This is a genomic window from Paenibacillus sp. NPDC093718 (assembly GCF_050279985.1).
GTDB lineage: Bacteria > Bacillota > Bacilli > Paenibacillales > Paenibacillaceae > Paenibacillus_AQ.
The window spans coordinates 113489-130996 of record NZ_JBNNUS010000012.1 but is presented as its reverse complement, the minus strand read 5'-3'; the positions used below and the strand labels follow the sequence as shown (position 1 = coordinate 130996).

Here is a 17508-nt window from a genome sequence, read left to right as displayed (position 1 = left end):
CCATGGTCCTTTTTAAGACCTTACAGCGGCCGTCCGTTCCAGAATCATGACGTCCCTTCCCGGAATCGTGACACGGCCTGAAATCTGCCGGCTGCCAAGGAGATCGAATTGATTGGCAGAACCTGCATCAAACGTCATCTCTTCAGCATTGTGGTTCATGATGAACAAATAGGAGATCCCATCCTTCACCCGCTCCACCACCTCAACCCCGGCTGGTGTTTCCAGCAGCGGCTTCACACCCTGTTCTTCGCACAGATTGGCAAGAAATCCCTGCAGGAACTGCGAATCCGGACTGCTCGCCACATAATAGGCTTGACCCTCGCCAAAGACATTCTTTGTTAGAACAGGCGTGCCTTTATAGAAGTCGGATCCGTACTCAGCCAGAACCTCCGCCGTCTCCGCATGGATGACGTCGCACAAAATTCCACATGGATAACTTCCACGCAGCGATCCCCAATCCTGCTTCATGTTGATCTGATTTTGCTGCCCGGGAAGCAGGGCATCGATCTCCTCGGCCCAGATGCCAGTCACCTTGCGCAGCTCGCCGGGATGACCTCCCAGCGTTACCAGATCGTTCTCATTGACGATGCCGCTGAAGAAGGTCGTCACAAAGGTTCCGCCCCTGGACACAAACCGCTCCACGCGCTGGGCAACGCCAGGCTTAACCATATACATCACCGGGGCAATCACCACATCGTACTTGCTCAGGTCCTCCTCAACGCTGATGATATCCGTCTGGATATTCAGCTGGTACAGCGCATCATAATACTTATGAACCTCATCCACGTAGTTCAGCGCTTTGGAAGGTCCGCTTGACAGCTCCAGCGCCCAACGATTCTCCCAATCATACATAATCGCTACCTTGGCGTCCGAACGAGAGTCGAGCAGCTTGTCTCCGAGCTGCTGCAGCTCTTGCCCCAGCTCCGCGCATTCACGGAAGACCCGGGTATGCTCATGTCCCACATGCTCGATCAATGCGCCATGGAACTTCTCGCATGCCCCGACGGAACGGCGGAGCTGGAAGAACATGATCGTATCCGCGCCATGCACAACGGCCTGATAACTCCACAGCCTCATTACGCCGGGACGCTTAGCGGAATTGTAGGGCGACCAGTTCTGAACGCTCGGAGTCTGCTCCATCAGCATGAACGGCTGTCCGCTCTTCAGCCCGCGCATCAGATTATGCGACATCGCCGTAAAGCTTACCGGCGTGTCGATCGCGGGATAGTTGTCCCAGGATACCACATCCATGTGCTTCGCCCACTCGAAGTAATCCAGCTCCGGATAAAATCCCATCAGATTGGTCGTGACCGGAATATCCGGCGTGACCTTCTTCAGCTCATCTCTTTCCAGTCGGTAACATTGCAGCAAGCTGTCGGACTGGAAACGTCGGTAATCCAGCGATATCCCTTGGAAGAAGGTTCGGTTTCCGCCGAATTCCTCGCTGAGCGCATTCGGTACCACAATCTCGTCCCACTCGTAAAAGGTATGGCCCCAGAAGCCGGTATTCCATGCGGCATTCAGCTTGTCGAGCGACCCGTAGCGCTCTTTCAGCCAAACGCGGAACTGCAACTCGCAGTTGTCGCAATAACAATACCCGCCGTACTCATTCGACACGTGCCAGATGACCAGTGCCGGATGATCCTTGTAACGCTCAGCCAGCTTACGCGCCATCAGCACCGAGTATTTGCGATATGTCGGGCTGTTCGGACATGAATTATGGCGACCGCCGAATTTGCGTTTGCGCCCATCGTAGTCAACGCGCAGGATGTCCGGGTATTTCTTGGCCATCCAGGCCGGATGCGCCCCCGTGCTTGTTGCCAAGCAGACATGAACCTGCTCCTCTGCCAAGCGGTCCATAATTTCATCAAGCCACGTGAAATCATAGCTGTCCTCATCGCGCTGCGTTTTAGCCCAGGAGAAAACATTGAGGGTCGCCACGTCAACACCGGCCAGCTCGAACATCCGCAGGTCCTCTTCCATCGTTGCCTTATCCCATTGCTCGGGGTTGTAGTCCCCGCCATACCATATCTTAGGAAAATGTTTATTAATCATTAAATTGCCTCCTTCATCGTTCTTCTAGCTAGGAAAATCGTAACTGTCGACGTACTTTGAATCTTAAAGAAAAGAGGCACCATCCCGTGTCTTGTCGGACAGGGATCATACCTCTTATGAACGATTAGCTAACTTGGATTAGAGCGTTGCTCCTTACTTTTTCAGACTATCCCAGGATGTCTGCATATCCTCAAGCATCTTGTTCGCATCGGATTTGCCGGCGAAGAAGGCCTGCATCGCGCCGGAGAATTCCTGTGCAACACCGTCAGGGAACTTCGCGGATTGTCTTGGCAGTACTTTTCCAGCCTGCACATACTCCCACACAGCCGACCCCAGGTCACCCATATCCTCAGGGGTTGCTTCGATGGTCTTCAAGGCCGGAATGAATTTGAATTTTTTGACGATGTACTCTTTACCGATATCGGATGTGACAAACCAGTTCAGGAAGATCTTCGCTTCTTCCTTCGACGCGGAATCCTTGTTGATGACCAGGTTTGCAGGTACGCCTACGTTCAGCTTGTCGTTCAGCTCCGCATTGTCGCCAAGCGGCATCGGCAGGTAGCCAAGATTCAGGTCCGGATTGATGGCATCAATCTCGGTTTGGGCCCAGTTGCCGTTCTGCATCATGGCTGTTTTGCCGGTAGCCAGCAGGGAAATGGCCGTATTGTAATCGGTGGTCAGCGGGTTTTTGTTCCCGTGATCCAATGTCAGCTGCATCAGCTTGGCCCACTCTTCGAACTTCGCATTGCCCGCGAATTTTTGCGTGCCGTCGTTCAAGCCCTGGATAAAGGCATTCGGATCATCCTGCTGGGCAAACGCCGGGTTAATGCCTTGGTTACCGATCAACCACCATTCCTGATAAGCATTAGCAAAAGGGGTTATGCCTGCCGCTTCCAGCTTCTTCGCGGCATCTTCCAGTTGGGCATAGGTTTTAGGAAGCTCGGTAATGCCCGCCTGTTCAAACAAATCTTTATTGTAGATGTAACCCCATCCTTCAAGGTTCATCGGCATGCCGTATACTTTACCATCCTTGGTCATCGGCTCTTTCGCCATGTCTACCAAATCGTTCACCCAAGGCTGATCGGACAGATCCTCCAGGCGGTCAATCCACATCTCCATCTCGGCGTCGCCGCCATTGGAGAATATATCTGGCGCATCGTTGGATGCGAATTTGGTTTTCAATGCAGCACCATAGTCGGCACCGCCGCCCACGGTTTGAATATCCAGCTTGATGTTCGGATACTCCTTCTCGAATTCAACCTTGAGTTCATTCAAGCCGTCCACGATCTCGGTTTTGAATTGGAAAATCTTAACCGTCTTAACTTCGCCGGAAGCTCCATCCGAGCTTCCGCCCTGGCCTTCCTCCGACTTGCCGCCGCATGCCGCAAGCAGCAGCGAGAAAGCCAGCAGCATCACGAGTGATAATTTCATTTTGTTCATCTTTACTACCCCCTAGAATTGTTTATATATAAAGATGGAATAACCGATTTGGGAGAAGCCAGGCTGCCTTTACCCCTTAACGGAGCCGGCAGCAACGCCTTCAACAATGTACTTCTGTAATGACAGGAAGAAGATGATAATCGGCGTAATGCCCAGCACGAGCGCCGGCAGCGCCATATCCCATTGCTTCGAATACTGCCCGAAGAAGGCAAAGGTCGCAAGCGGAATCGTCCGCAGTTCCGGACTTTGAAGAATCAAGGATGGCAGCAGGTAATCGTTCCATACCCACAGACAGTTCAAGATGATGACCGTCACCATCATAGGTTTCAGCATCGGCAAAACGATCCGGGCAAATACTCTGAACGGAGAAGCTCCGTCGACCGTGGCGGCCTCTTCGATTTCAAGCGGAATGCCTTTCACGAATCCGTGAAACAGGAAGACCGACAACGGAATGCCGAGCCCCAGATAACTGAGAATCAAGCCCACGATACTGTTGTTAACGCCCAGGAAGTTAATGACCTGCAGCAATGGAATCATAATGGATTGGAACGGAATGACCATGGCCGATACGAACAGCATGAACACGATTTGATTGAATCTCGTATTGGACCGAACCATTCGGTAAGCCGCCATCGCACTCAACAGGGCGATGATTAGATTACTGATGATCGTAATGATGACGGAATTCGCGAATGCTTCCGGAAAGCGGGTCATTTCCCAAGCCTTGCTGTAGTTGTCAAAATGAAAGGCGGTTGGCCAATTGGCCGCGTCGACCATAATATCGCCCAGCGATTTGACCGAGTTCACCAGCAGGAAGTAAAAGGGCGACAGGAAGATCAGCGCAATAATGACCATCACAATCTGCAATACGATCGTGGAAGCCGACATAGGAGGTTTCTTTGATCTCATTTAAGCTTCAACCTCCTTCTGCTTCGTTAATCGGACTTGAATGAGCGTGATGACGGCAACGACCAGGAAGAAGATCAGGGACTTGGCCGTCCCGAGTCCATACCGGTTGTTCAGGAATGCCTCATTGTACACGTTCATGGCCAGCGACTCCGTGGAGCGGTATGGCCCGCCCTTCGTGAGGGACAGGTTCAGGTCGAACATTTTGAAGGACCAGGATATTGCCAGGAATAAACATACGGTGACCGCCGGCATGATAAGCGGAACGATGATGCTCTTGAGCACTTGAAACCGGTTCGCTCCATCAATCTCGGCAGCTTCCATGACTTCCTTGGACACATTCGTAATGGACGCGATGTAGATGACCATCAGATAGCCTGACGATTGCCATACAAAGACCATGACAATGCCCCAGAAGCCGGTCACTTCGTCCCCCAGCCACGGAAGATTAAAGAACGGTATCCCCGTAGCCTCGCCAACGGTGGCAAAGCCCTTTATGAAGATGAACTGCCAGATGAAGCCCAGCAGCAATCCGCCGATCACGTTCGGCATGAAGAAAATCGTCCGCAGCCAGTTGCGCGCCCTAATATTTTTGGTTAAGAAGTAGGCCAGGAAAAAACCGACCAGATTCGTTAGAAGCACGCCAACGATCGTAAACTTGGTGGTAAACCAGAAGGACTGTGCGAATGCGCTGTCATTTGTGAAAATCTGTTTGAAATTGTCCAGCCCGACCCATTCGACATTCCCCGAGACACCATTCCAGTTGGTAAACGAGTAATACATCCCCATCACAAATGGGATAATGATCGTAATGCCGAAAAACAGCAGCGCGGGTCCGATATAAACCAACTGCTGCGTCAAGGCAGCCGTTTTCTTGCTGTTCATGTAAATCCCCCTCCGCTTGTCCTATCGTTTCTCTATCCATTTCTCTATGATTTAATTATGCTAAGATGAAGACCCTGGGACTACCACAGGATGTGAACTAAATGGTATAGAAAATTGATCGGCGGTGAATTTATTGAACTGGAATTGGAATAGCATTCGCACAAAATTGATTACCTTCATGATCATGGCTACCATCATTCCGACCACCATCTCCATGATCATCAGCTATGTCATGACCACCAACTCACTCAAGGAACGGGCCGTTGTTGAGAATATGAACCTTCTCTATCAGGGACGGTTGAATTTGGAGAGCTATTTGGAAGACATGAACCGTAATTCCCTTACGGTTTATTCGGATCCGGATTTTTTCCGCAGTCTCTATTATGGTCATGAGAATATCAATGCCAGCGGCAGGCAGTCCGCCACGCTGCAGTCCATTCAAAAAGCCATCAGCGGCTCCAGACAGGTCTATCTTTATGTCGACGGCAAAAGAGAGGCCACATTGTTCGCCCAGGATATCGCCAGAAAAACGAGTGACGTCAACCTCTATCCGGGAATTCCAAATCTTAGTAACGATACGGTGGTCCTGCAGCCGCCCCATCCCCTGCACACGTATGGCTTTCAGTTAGCTTATCCCTACGAGGCCGATAAACAAGTATTCACGATGTACCGGGTCATAGAACGCGTCCCTTCTACCGAGCGATTAGGCATTCTCGCCATCGATATGGATATGAACTTCCTGAGCCGGATCAGCAATCAGCTGTTCCAGCCCGAACATGAGCAGCTGTATATTACGAATGAAGCTGGCTATATCATGTATGCCGGCCATGACGAGAGGCTTGGACAGCAGATTCAAACGGAATGGTACGACACCATCAAGCAGTCCGGCAAGAAGGAAGGCCATTTCGAGTATAACAACAAAATCTATCTGTATAACAATATCAAGACGTCGATCAGCGACTGGACGATGATCAAGGAGATTCCTTCCTCCTATATTTTGAGCAGCGCGGACAAAGCAGCCTTCGTCAATATTTTGCTGATCGGCGTGTCCCTTATTCTCATCATCGCCGCCACGGTCTGGATTTCGGTCTATATTACGGCGCCGATCCGGGAATTGGTGGGCCTTATGAGCCAAGTCAAAAGCGGACGAATGAGCGTGGATATCTCCTCTAACCGCAAAGACGAAATCGGAACCCTCCACCGCAGGTTCGGCAGCATGATGGATACGATCAACAACCTCATCCTGCAGGAATACAAGCTGAAGCTGGCGAACCGGACCAACCAGCTCCGGGCGCTGCAGGCGCAGGTGAACCCGCATTTTATGAACAATGCACTGCAAACGATCGGTACTCTTGCGCTTGAGCACGGCATGAAGAGGATCTACTCCCTGATCTCCGCTCTTGCCCGGATGATGAGATACAGCATGTACAATACGGACAAGCCGGTCACGCTGGCCACGGAGCTCGACCATATCAAGGATTACGTGGAGCTGCAGAAGGAACGATTTGAGAATCAGTTCGACTTCCGGTACGATGTGGATGAGTCGACTTTGCAGGTGTTGATCCCGAAAATGCTGGTTCAGCCGCTGATCGAGAACTTTTTCAAGCATGGCATGAACCCCTTGGCGGAAAACAATTACATCGCGCTAAAAAGCAAGCGCCTGTCGGCCTCCATCGTGCAGATCACGGTTGAGGACAACGGAAACGGAATGCAGGATGAGCCGTTTCAAACCCTGCAGGAGCATTTGCTTCGGATGGAAGAGATGGATCTGGAACAGCTTCAGGTTCTTTCCGAGATGGAAACGGAAGACAGCAGCGGGATCGGACTCATCAACATCATGACAAGGCTGAGACTGTATTATCGCGGAAAATCCAAGTTCAGCATCGAAAACAACAAGCCGCATGGTTTTCGAGTTGTTCTGACTATAAATGTGGAAGGTGAAACGGATGAAGGCATTGATCGTGGATGACGAGTCTCGCGTGCGTAAAGCCATACGACTGCTGGTCCAATGGGAGACGCACGGGATTACCGATATTGAGGAAGCCGCCAATGGTCTTGAAGCGATGGAGCTGATACCGGAATTCCGGCCCAACCTCGTGCTGATGGACATGCTGATGCCCATCAAAAACGGCGTGGATCTCATGGAATGGATTCATAAAAATTACCCGGATATCAAATTCATTGTCATCAGCGGGCATGACGACTTCGAATTCGTACGCAACACCATCTGGTACAGCGGCACGGATTATATCCTGAAGCCCATTGAGGAGGCCGTTATCAACCAAGCGGTCGCCAAAGCGACTGCCGCCTGGAAGGCCGAGGAACGGGAGCGCCTTGCTGCGCGGCAGCAGCATGTTCAGGTGAACGAGTACCGGCCGGTCTACTCGGAGAAGCTGTTATCCAGTCTTATTGATGACAGGAGCGCCCATTCCCAGGTGGTCAATCGCCTCAAGGATGAAGGCATCGTACCAGAGCAAACGCAGACGATACGACTGGCCGTCATGCAAATGGACAAGTCAGACCACGCGCTTTATAGCCGCTTTGGCCATCATCAGGATTTGCTCATGTTTGCCCTGCTGAATATTTGCAATGAATTTCTGCAAAAGGACCGGATCGGGATCGCCTTCCGTCACTTTGGTTCACCTCACCAGCTGGTTATTTTGCTGTGGGATCAGCTTGTCACACTTGCCACGCTGCTACAAGAGATCAATAACGGGATGCACCGCACCTTGTCGCGCCACATGCATTTTGGCGTGAGTTCCGTAGGTCAATATCCGGCGGACATTCCGGAATTGTATGCCCGAAGCTCGTCTGCCCTGCATCAGCGCGATTTAACGGTGCTTAATCACTTTATCCATGATACAGAGGAGCAGCACCGGCCGGGCGTTGACCATCATAAAGGCGTGCAGTTCAGCGGATTTGAGGATACCTGGAAGCTCGCCATACTTAGCGGCCAGCCCGCTCCCATAACCGAAGCCGTAGCGTCATTCATCGCAGCGATTCGGAAAAGCGGCGTTCTCACGCCGGAACTTCTGGAGCGTTGGGACCGCGATATCGAAAGATTCGCCAATCACGTGATTCATGAAACTGCTAACCCGTCGTCTGAAGCATTGTTGAAATTGTACAAAGAGGAAAGCGCCACCATCGAGCGGCCAAGCCCGGACAAGTATGTGTGCTCGCTGTCAGAGTGGCAGCAGTATTGGATTGAATTAATGAGCCTGCTGGCCTCGGCTGTGCAGTCTCAGAAGCAAACGGGTCAGGACCTGATCCATGACATTACGGTGTTTATCGAGCAAAATTATCAGAATGAAGTGTCGCTGTATGATATTGCAAATCGATTTCACGTAAGTCGTGAGTACATTTCCCGCAAATTCAAGCAAAGGCACGGCATTAACATCCCGGAACATCTGAACCGCATCCGCATCTCCAAGGCCAAAATCCTGCTGCAAAATCCGGGCCTAAAAATGGCAGCGATTTCCGAAATGGTCGGCTTCAAGAACGAGAAATATTTCAGTCTTGTCTTTAAGAAGCAAGAGGGCATTTCGCCCAAGGAATTCCGCAAGCTGCATGAGCAGGAAGCGTAGACTGGGCAGCGGTTTGCCGCTAAAGGCAAGCAGCCTGAGTTGGGCATATAAAATAAAGCAGAGAGAGCATGGGGGGGACGGGACTGCCCCCCTGCTTTCTCTGCTTTTTTATGTGAAACCTTACATGATGGATGTCTTGGCAAAAACCCTCACACGATCCTCTATTTCTGCCGTTTCTCCAAGATCATGACTCCGCGTGCCGGCACTTCGCAGGAATCTCGATGCTCCTCTCCTGTCAGCAGGTCAACGTAGGTCTCCCCTTCCAATGGCACGGGTTTGCTCTCCGGCATGTGATTAAGTACAAAGGTGAACTCCACGCCCTCCTTCACGCGTTTTGTCACCTCAACGCCTTCCGGAGCCCTCAGGACGGGCTCAATGCCATGTTCATTGCATATCGTTTGCATCAGGTCCTTCAGGAATTTAGGCTCCGGACTTGTGGCCACATACCATGCCTTCCCCTGCCCGAAGGAATTCACGGTTAACGATGGCATCCCCTGATAGTAATCGGAGCCGTATTCGGCAACGACTTCCGCTCCTTCAGCATGGATCACGTCGCATAGAATGCCGCAGTCGTAGGTACCCTCCAGTTGTCCCTTCCGGCCTCGCAGCACCATCTGATTCTGCTGGCCAGGAAGCAGTGCATCAATCTCCTCAGCCCAAACACCCATCACCTTGCGCAGCTCGCCCGGATAACCGCCCAGCGTCACCAGATCATTCTCGTTCACGATCCCGCTGAAGAAGGTCGTCACAAAGGTTCCGCCTTGCGATACAAAGGCCTCCACGCGCTCTGCAAATCCCTGCTTTGCCATATACATCACGGGCGCAATGACAACGTCATATTTCCGGAAGTCCTCTTCAACGCTGATCATATCGGTCTGGATATGCAGCTGGTGCAGAGCATCATAGTATTTATGGACCTCATTCACGTAATTGAGGGCAACGGTCGGACCGCTCGACAGGTCGATGCCCCACCGGTTCTCCCAGTCGTAAATGATCGCCACTTTGGCGTCGGAACGGGCATCCAGGATTCGGTCCCCCAGCTGCTGCAGCTCCTTGCCCAGCTCCGCGCACTCGCGGAATACGCGGGTATGTTCATGTCCCACATGTTCGATGACCGCTCCGTGATACTTCTCGCAGGCTCCGATCGAACGGCGCAGCTGGAAGAACATCACCGTATCCGCGCCATGGGCGACCGCTTGATAACTCCACAATCGCATAACCCCAGGGCGCTTGGCCGAGTTATACGGCTGCCAGTTCTGGACGCTCGGCGTCTGCTCCATGAGCATAAAAGGCTGTCCGCCCTTCAGCCCCCGCATCAAGGCATGCGCCATGGCCGTATAGCTGTATGGCGTATCCAGAGACGGGTAGTTGTCCCAGGATACAACATCCATCTCTTTGGCCCATTTGAAGTAATCCAGCTCCGGATAGAAGCCCATCAGATTCGTGGTCACCGGAATATCTGGCGTGATCCGCTTTAATTCATCCCGCTCCACCTTATAGCAGTCCAGCAGGCTGTCCGACTGGAAACGGCGGTAATCCAGGGATATGCCTTGGAAATTGGTCCGGTTGCCGGACCACTCCTCGCTTAATGCGTTAGGTACGACAATGTCTTCCCAGTCGTAGAAGGTATGTCCCCAGAAGCGGGTATTCCAAGCCTTGTTCACGGCATCCAGCGTGCCGTAGCGCTGCTCAAGCCATGTCCGGAATGCCGTGGCGCAATTATCGCAGTAACAGTACCCGCCGTATTCGTTCGATACGTGCCAGATCAGGACGGCAGGATGATCCTTATAACGTTCCGCCAGCTTGCCGGCCATGATTTTGGCGTATTTACGGTAAGTAGGGCTGTTCGGGCAGGAGTTATGACGACCTCCGAATTTGCGTTTACGTCCCTCGTAGTCGACGCGCAGCACGTCCGGATATTTACGGGCCATCCAAGCCGGATGGGCCCCTGTGCTGGTTGCCAGACAGATATATACCCCGTTCCGGTACAAACGTTCGATCGTCTCGTCCAGCCAGGCAAAATCGTACGTATCCTCATTCGGCTGACTCAACGCCCAGGAGAATACATTGATGGTGGCCACATCGATGCCCGCCAGCTTAAACATGCGGTCATCTTCCTTCCACGCTTCTGCATCCCATTGCTCGGGGTTATAATCGCCGCCATACCACATTTTAGGTAACTTTTCGTTAATCATTTAGGGTTCAGCTCCTTTAGCTTCTTAATTCCGTATCCAGTTCGCCATCAAAAAAGCATTCTACGATCAATCGAGTTCGCGGCTTCCTTCGGAAGTCGCTGGCGTGATCAGGTATATCGCTCCGCTGACCGTTTCAAATGAGCCCTGATCATCCACCGTGACCGCGCTTCCGTCTTCCTTTTTAACGGCGAGAGGCACGGAACAGCTAATTCTACAGACTCGGCCATGCGTAGAGATTACGCGCGCAGACGTTAGGATGCCTTCGCTCCATTCCATGTCCACAATAAACCCGCCGCGAGCCTTTAATCCTCTTACCGAGCCTTCTCCCCACGCTTTCGGCAGCGCCGGCAGCAGCTGAATAGAGCCCATGTGGCTCTGGAGCAGCATTTCTACAAGTCCGGCCGTGCCTCCAAAATTCGCATCGATCTGGAAGGGAGGATGGTCTCCAAGCAGATTAGGATGCATGGAACGGGAAATCAGCGTCCGGACATAATCATACGCCTTGTCCGGCTGCTGTAGTCGGGCAAACAGGTTGATCAACCATACGCAGCTCCACCCCGTGTGCCCTCCTCCATGATCGATCCGCGACATCAGCGTACGATAAGCGGCTTCCGCAAGCTGCGGCGTATCCTGAAGGGTAATGTCCGAGCCGGGGTACAGCCCATACAAATGCGATACGTGCCGATGTCCGGGCTCCGCTTCCGGGTAAGGCTCGCTCCATTCCATGAGTTTGCCCTCGGCATCGATGGCGTAAGGCAGCAGCCTCGCTGCCGCTGCCCTCCACTCCTCCCGCAGCTCAGCATCCTGGTCCAGCAGCTGTGATGCTTCAATACAATTCTGGAATATATCCCGGATGATGGCCATGTCCATAGTGGAGCCTGCCGACACGCTGCAAGGCAGGCCTTCCGCGGTAAGAAACTGATTCTCCGGCGATGTCGATGGGCTGGTCACCAGATGCCCTTTCCCGTCTTCAATAAGCCAATCCAGGCAAAACAAAGCGGCTCCACGCATCAGCGGATAAACCGCTTCCCGCAAGTATTCAAGATTCGGCTGGAATTGGTAACGCTCCCATAGATGCCGGCACAGCCATGCGCCGCCCATTGGCCAGAAAGCCCACATGGCCCTGCCATCGCTCGGGCTGGCCATTCGCCATAGATCCACGTTATGGTGGGCAACCCATCCACGGGCGCCATAATGAATCTTCGCCGTCCGGGCACCGCTTACACTAAGCTCCCGAATCATCTGGATCAGCGGCTCATGACACTCGCTCAGATGCGTCGTCTCTGCGGGCCAGTAGTTCATCTCAGTATTGATATTCGTTGTATAATCACTGTTCCATGGCGGCTGTACATGCGGATTCCATATGCCCTGCAGATGTGCTGGCTGTGTACCTGGGCGAGAGCTGGCGATGAGCAAATATCTTCCGAATTGAAACATCAGCGCCTCGAGAGCTGCATCCTCCCGTCCTTCCCGGTACGCTTCCATCCGCTCATCGGTGGTTAAAGCCTCTATGGAACGCTCATTCTCTGAACGGCCAAGCCGAAGGTCCACGCGTCTGAACAAGGCTTGGTGGTCCTGGACGTGCCGTGAGCGCAATTCTTCAAAGCCAAGCCCCATCGCGTCCTGAAGCCTCTTCCTGCATATACCGGACGGATCGATTCCTCCAGAACCCGGAGAGCGATCGAAGCCTTCAAAATTCGTGGCAGCCGCAATCAGCAGCGTGACCGAGCCTGCGCCGTTAATACGTATACCGCTGTTATCCACCGTAACCTGCCCGCTATCCGTCAAGGCTAGCAGCCTCATTTCATACCGTATGCCAAGCCCGTCTTCATAGAGCACCGCCCCGGGGTGATCACCTCTGTAATTCTCAGCAATATGGGTGGGAGCGTGTCCATACAACACCAAGGATCCGTCTTCTGCACTACGGGTACCATGCTGCAGCGGTGAACGAAGCCCGATCTCCAATTGGATGGTTCCGGCGTTCGTGCTCGTATAACGAATAACCGCTACCTGATCCGGCGCACTGATGAATGCTTCCCTGCTGAAGCGACCATCGGAACCGCCGGCTCGAAACTGGGTGGATGCAATCCCTGTATCCAAATCCAGTTCGCGCCTATAGTCCGTCCAATCATCCCCAATTCCGCTCTGACTGATAACCAGATCTCCTAAAGGCAAAAAGGACTCCGTGCTTCTGCCGACCATCTTGCCCTCAATCAACTGTTCGGCTTCAGTATACTTTCCGGACGCAATCAGCTCTCTTGCCGATGCCAAATGCCGGAGAGCCTCATAATTATTCGTGTCCCGGGGAAACCCGGACCAAAGTGTATCTTCATTCCATTGAATGCGTTCTTCCTGTACGCCCCCGAACACCATGGCCCCAAGACGGCCATTTCCAAGCGGAAGCGCTTCTTCCCACTTGGCCGCGGGCTTCCGATACCACAATGTTGAGGCCTGCTGCTGTACTGAATTCAGTGTAATCCCCCCTTAATTCAATTTGATAAAGGTCTTCTCGAAAAACACCTTAAATCCTTCATCTTATGTTGTATTTCTTCGAATAACTTAAGGCCCGCCGCTAGCAGCAACTGCCTTGAATAGCGGCAAAAGGGGCCGCATACAGCCGGCCCCTTCTATTCACCTCTACCTTAATTATTCCAGAGTTCCACGCGGTCGCGTACCAACTGGGTGTATTCCTGCTCCATTTTCTCGGCGCCGGCATCATTCAGTTCTTTGATGAACTGTTCATACAGCGCGTCAAATTTCGCCGGATCGGCAAGAATGATTTCCGGAATCCGTTTACGGGTAATCTCTTCCACCTTTTTATACGTGATATTGATATTGGAGTCGCTCGGTACCGGAATGTTGTAAGCAACACCCCACGGCTTCACTTCAAATTCCTCTTGCTTCGGCCACAGGTCTTTCCACATTTCCGCGCCGTATGCTTTCAGCGTCTCCTTCGCGGATGGCGTATAGTTCTCTATGATCGTCTCCGGGAAATTCGTTGTATAGTAGTTGCCCGTCGAATCCTTCACGCCGTCGCCGTAACGAGGGAACATGGCGTTATACAAGCCGATTCCTGTTTCCTTGGTGAAGTTGGCGTTGTCATAGGTTTTGCGCTCTTGGACGTCTTCCGGAATGACGCGTTTGCCGTCCACCACGTTGTAATGCTCGCCTTCAATTCCCCAGTTCATCAAGATTTGTCCTTCTTCGGAAGCCAGATAATCCAGGAATTTGATGATTCGAACTGGATCCTTCGCAGATGTCGTAATGCCTACGCCCCATCCGGCGACGTAACCCGTGTCCTGGAACGTTGCATCCTTCGTCGACTCATCCAGCTGGATCGGGAATCTCGCATAGGTGCGGTTTTCCTTGCCGGAAGATCTCAGCGCGTTTGTTGCATTGCCGAAGCCCCACTCCTGATCAATGACGCCAAGAACACGTCCAGAGGAGATTTTAGCTTCGTATTGGTCCGTCTTCTGCACGAACGTTTCTTTATCCAGAAGACCTGCATCGTTCATATGGTTCAACCAGCGGAAATATTCTTTCTCTTCCGGGCGCTTGTAGTGCAGCATAGCCTCGGTTGTTTCCGGGTCGATATAGTACTCGCCGTCATCCGATACGCCTGTCGCGATAAACGCTGGGTTCGTTACCGAAATCATGATTCTCCATCCGTCCGCATTCAACGTCAGCGGAATCGTCGGCTGGCCGTCAATGGTCGGGTGTTTATCGGCATAGTCCTTCAACGCTTTCTCGTAATCCTTCACCGTCTTCAGTTCAGGGTATCCGAGTTCTTTCAGCACTTCATGCTGGATCTGGAACGTGCCGCCGGCATCGAGGGCCTGATGGTCCACCGCTGCAAGTGTCGGGAGGACATAGATGGCCTCATCCTCGTTGCTCCATTTCAGGCGGCTCATATATTCTCCATACACCTTCTTGATGTTCGGCGCATGCTCTTCAATCAGATCCGTCAGATCAATAAACGCTCCGGAATCCACAAACAGATTGGCATCGTTCTTGGCAAATACCAAGTCCGGATATTCCCCGCTCGCCACCATCAGCGGAAGCTTCTGATTGGAGCCGTCCACAGCGTATTCGGCCTGAATCGTAATGCCGGTTTTCTCAGTCAGTTTCTTGCCGATCGCATCCTGCATGTTAGCCCAATTCGCATTGGAATCCGCGCTGTAATACGTCATGGTCATCGGCTCGAGCTTCTCTTCTTGCTGCGTATCGTTGCCCGCGTTACCTTCTTCGCCGCCGTTAGCGCTATCCTTGCTGCCGCCGTTGCCGCACGCTGCAAGAACGAATGTGGCCATCATCATGATCGCGAGCAGAAGCGACAATCTCTTCTTACTTTTCATTGCTATACCCCCTAAATCGATTTTTAATTATTTATCGTATAACAGACGTAATGCCTGCTGATACCGTACATGCGCTTAGCTTTTCACCGCTCCAAGCGTCATCCCCTTGACAAAATACCGCTGCAGGAACGGATAGACGAGCAATATTGGAACCGTAACCACAATCGTAATCGCCATTTTGATCGATTCCGGCGATACTTGCTTCACGATTTCAGCCATATTCTGTCCGGACATCATGCCGTTGGTTTGTCCCTGCGTGCTCTGCAGCACCTTCATCAGTTCAAATTGGAGCGTCGTGAGATGGGGTGCGTTACCGTTATAGAGATACGTATCGAACCAGGAATTCCACTGCCCGACGGCCAGAAACAAGGCGATAGTAGCCAGTACGGGCTTACAGAGCGGGAGAATGATTTTGTAATAGATCGTGAAATCATTAGCTCCGTCAAGCTTGGCCGATTCCTGAAGCGAATATGGCAGGCTGTCGATGAAAGACCGGATAACGAATACGTTGAACGCGCTTACCATTCCCGGAATGATGTAGACTAGAAACGAATTCATCATGTTCAAGTCGCGGATCAGAATGAACACCGGAATCATTCCGCCGGAGAAGTACATCGTCAGCGCTAGAAAGGTCGACATGAACTTTCTTCCCTGAAAGTCCACCCTGCTGAGGACGTAGCCCAGCATCGTGCCGCTTAGCAAGCCCAAGAATGTTCCTGCCAGCGTACGGAGAATCGTAATTTTGGCCCCTGTTATCAAACCGTCGTATTTGAAGATCTGTACGTAATTCTCAAGCGTAAACTCCCGCGGCCAGAGATAGATCCCCCCGCGTACTGTATCTACGGAATCGTTCAATGATATCGCAAGAACATTCAGGAACGGATACAGAGTAACGATCATGACCAGTGTCATAAAAGTAAAGTTAACAATATCAAACACGCGGTCGGAGAGCGTGGGCTTGAATGCTGTTTTGGTTCGTGCCATGCTGCTTCCCTCCCCTACATAATCGATTGCTTCGTGAATTTTTTGAATACGCCGTTAGCGAGCAGCAATAAGAGGATACTTACAATGGAGTTGAACATCCCGATGGCCGTACCGAATGAGAAACGACCCATGCCAAGGCCATAATTCAGCGCATACAGATCCAACACTTCGGAATAATCCACCACCAGCGGGTTACCCAGCAAGAACTGCTTCTCGAAGCCGATGCTGATCAGATGTCCGATGGACATGATCATTAGAATTGCAATCGTAGGGGCGATGCTTGGCAGCGTAATATGCCATATTTGACGAAGTCGGCTCGCTCCGTCAACCTTGGCTGCTTCGAATTGCTCCTGATCAATGCCTGAAATCGCTGCCAAATAAATGATCGCGCTCCAGCCCATTTCCTTCCATATATCGGAGCCTGTTACGATATACCAGAACAGGTTCCCTTGGGCCATAAACTGTATCGGTTCATTAATGAATCCCAGCCACATCAGCAGCTGATTGACAGCGCCTCCATCAGTGGACAGCATTTTGGTTACGATACCGGCAACCACGACCCAGGACACAAAATGCGGCAGATAAGATATCGTCTGTACGGTCCTCTTGAATACGCTTCCACGAAGCTCATTCAACAAGACTGCGAATAGGATCGGAATCGTGAATCCAACAATCAATCCCATGAAACTCATGGCGAGTGTATTTCGCAACACCAGATAAAACTTATCGTCCGAGAAGAGTGTCACGAAATGGTCCAGGCCCACCCATTTTTGCTCGAAGATTCCTTTGCCCGGCCTGTAATTCTGGAATGCCATCAACCAGCCCCATACCGGCATGTAGCTGAAAATGAACACAATGACGATGAATGGAAGCGACATTCCGTACAGTACTTTCTGCTCTTTGAAAGTGGCCCAAAAGCCTTTCTTTTTCTTTGCGGCAGGTTGGATGCTACCTTCTGTCTTTGTTACCGCTTTCAAACCAACCCCTCCTCTCTTGTATATTCTGATGATAAACCAAGCTGCGGCAGGGAAGTACCCGAAGGATTGGCTTAAAAATCATATAAAAATTAGACATTAACGGTGGGAGAGAAAATGCAGAAGACCT

At 51.8% G+C, this 17508-nt stretch carries 11 protein-coding genes; 2 read left to right on the top strand and 9 right to left on the bottom strand.

Annotated elements, in window-relative coordinates; all coding sequences use genetic code 11:
- Window positions 1–12: 12 nt before the first annotated feature.
- The 4 genes from ACQKPA_RS28320 to ACQKPA_RS28305 form a co-directional block, all read right to left on the bottom strand.
- A complete protein-coding gene (locus tag ACQKPA_RS28320; protein ID WP_427495754.1) occupies window positions 13–2055 on the bottom strand; it encodes a beta-galactosidase in 2043 nt (680 codons plus the stop codon).
- Between the two features lie 153 nt (window positions 2056–2208).
- Window positions 2209–3495 carry an ABC transporter substrate-binding protein gene (locus tag ACQKPA_RS28315; RefSeq protein ID WP_076325364.1) on the bottom strand — a complete coding sequence of 429 codons (1287 nt, stop codon included), beginning with the start codon at window positions 3493–3495 and terminating at the stop codon, window positions 2209–2211.
- Between the two features lie 69 nt (window positions 3496–3564).
- Complete coding sequence (locus ACQKPA_RS28310) at window positions 3565–4404, bottom strand: carbohydrate ABC transporter permease (RefSeq protein ID WP_427495753.1); 840 nt, start codon at window positions 4402–4404, stop codon at window positions 3565–3567.
- Window positions 4405–5286: a carbohydrate ABC transporter permease gene (locus ACQKPA_RS28305; RefSeq protein ID WP_427495752.1), complete on the bottom strand. Its 882-nt coding sequence runs from the start codon at window positions 5284–5286 to the stop codon at window positions 4405–4407.
- A gap of 133 nt (window positions 5287–5419) precedes the next feature.
- Here ACQKPA_RS28305 and ACQKPA_RS28300 point away from each other — a divergent pair, with 133 nt between their 5' ends.
- Window positions 5420–7255: a cache domain-containing sensor histidine kinase gene (locus ACQKPA_RS28300; RefSeq protein ID WP_427495751.1), complete on the top strand. Its 1836-nt coding sequence runs from the start codon at window positions 5420–5422 to the stop codon at window positions 7253–7255.
- Entirely contained in the window at window positions 7233–8870 is a 1638-nt protein-coding gene (locus ACQKPA_RS28295; RefSeq protein WP_427495750.1) for a response regulator transcription factor, read from the top strand. Before ACQKPA_RS28300 ends, ACQKPA_RS28295 begins: the two co-directional genes overlap by 23 nt.
- Before the next feature lie 161 nt (window positions 8871–9031).
- Here the strand turns inward: ACQKPA_RS28295 and ACQKPA_RS28290 are convergent, their stop codons facing one another.
- The 5 genes from ACQKPA_RS28290 to ACQKPA_RS28270 form a co-directional block, all read right to left on the bottom strand.
- Window positions 9032–11065, bottom strand: coding sequence for a beta-galactosidase (locus tag ACQKPA_RS28290; protein ID WP_427495749.1), 2034 nt, complete (start codon window positions 11063–11065; stop codon window positions 9032–9034).
- A 66-nt stretch (window positions 11066–11131) separates the two neighbouring features.
- Window positions 11132–13507 (bottom strand): glycoside hydrolase family 95 protein, encoded by a 2376-nt coding sequence (locus ACQKPA_RS28285; protein WP_427495748.1) that lies wholly within the window; start codon window positions 13505–13507, stop codon window positions 11132–11134.
- A 200-nt stretch (window positions 13508–13707) separates the two neighbouring features.
- Window positions 13708–15420 (bottom strand): ABC transporter substrate-binding protein, encoded by a 1713-nt coding sequence (locus ACQKPA_RS28280; RefSeq protein WP_427495747.1) that lies wholly within the window; start codon window positions 15418–15420, stop codon window positions 13708–13710.
- Window positions 15421–15495: 75 nt separating this feature from the next.
- Complete coding sequence (locus ACQKPA_RS28275) at window positions 15496–16404, bottom strand: carbohydrate ABC transporter permease (protein ID WP_427495746.1); 909 nt, start codon at window positions 16402–16404, stop codon at window positions 15496–15498.
- Window positions 16405–16418: 14 nt separating this feature from the next.
- A complete protein-coding gene (locus ACQKPA_RS28270) occupies window positions 16419–17381 on the bottom strand; it encodes an ABC transporter permease (protein ID WP_427495745.1) in 963 nt (320 codons plus the stop codon).
- Window positions 17382–17508 lie beyond the last annotated feature (127 nt).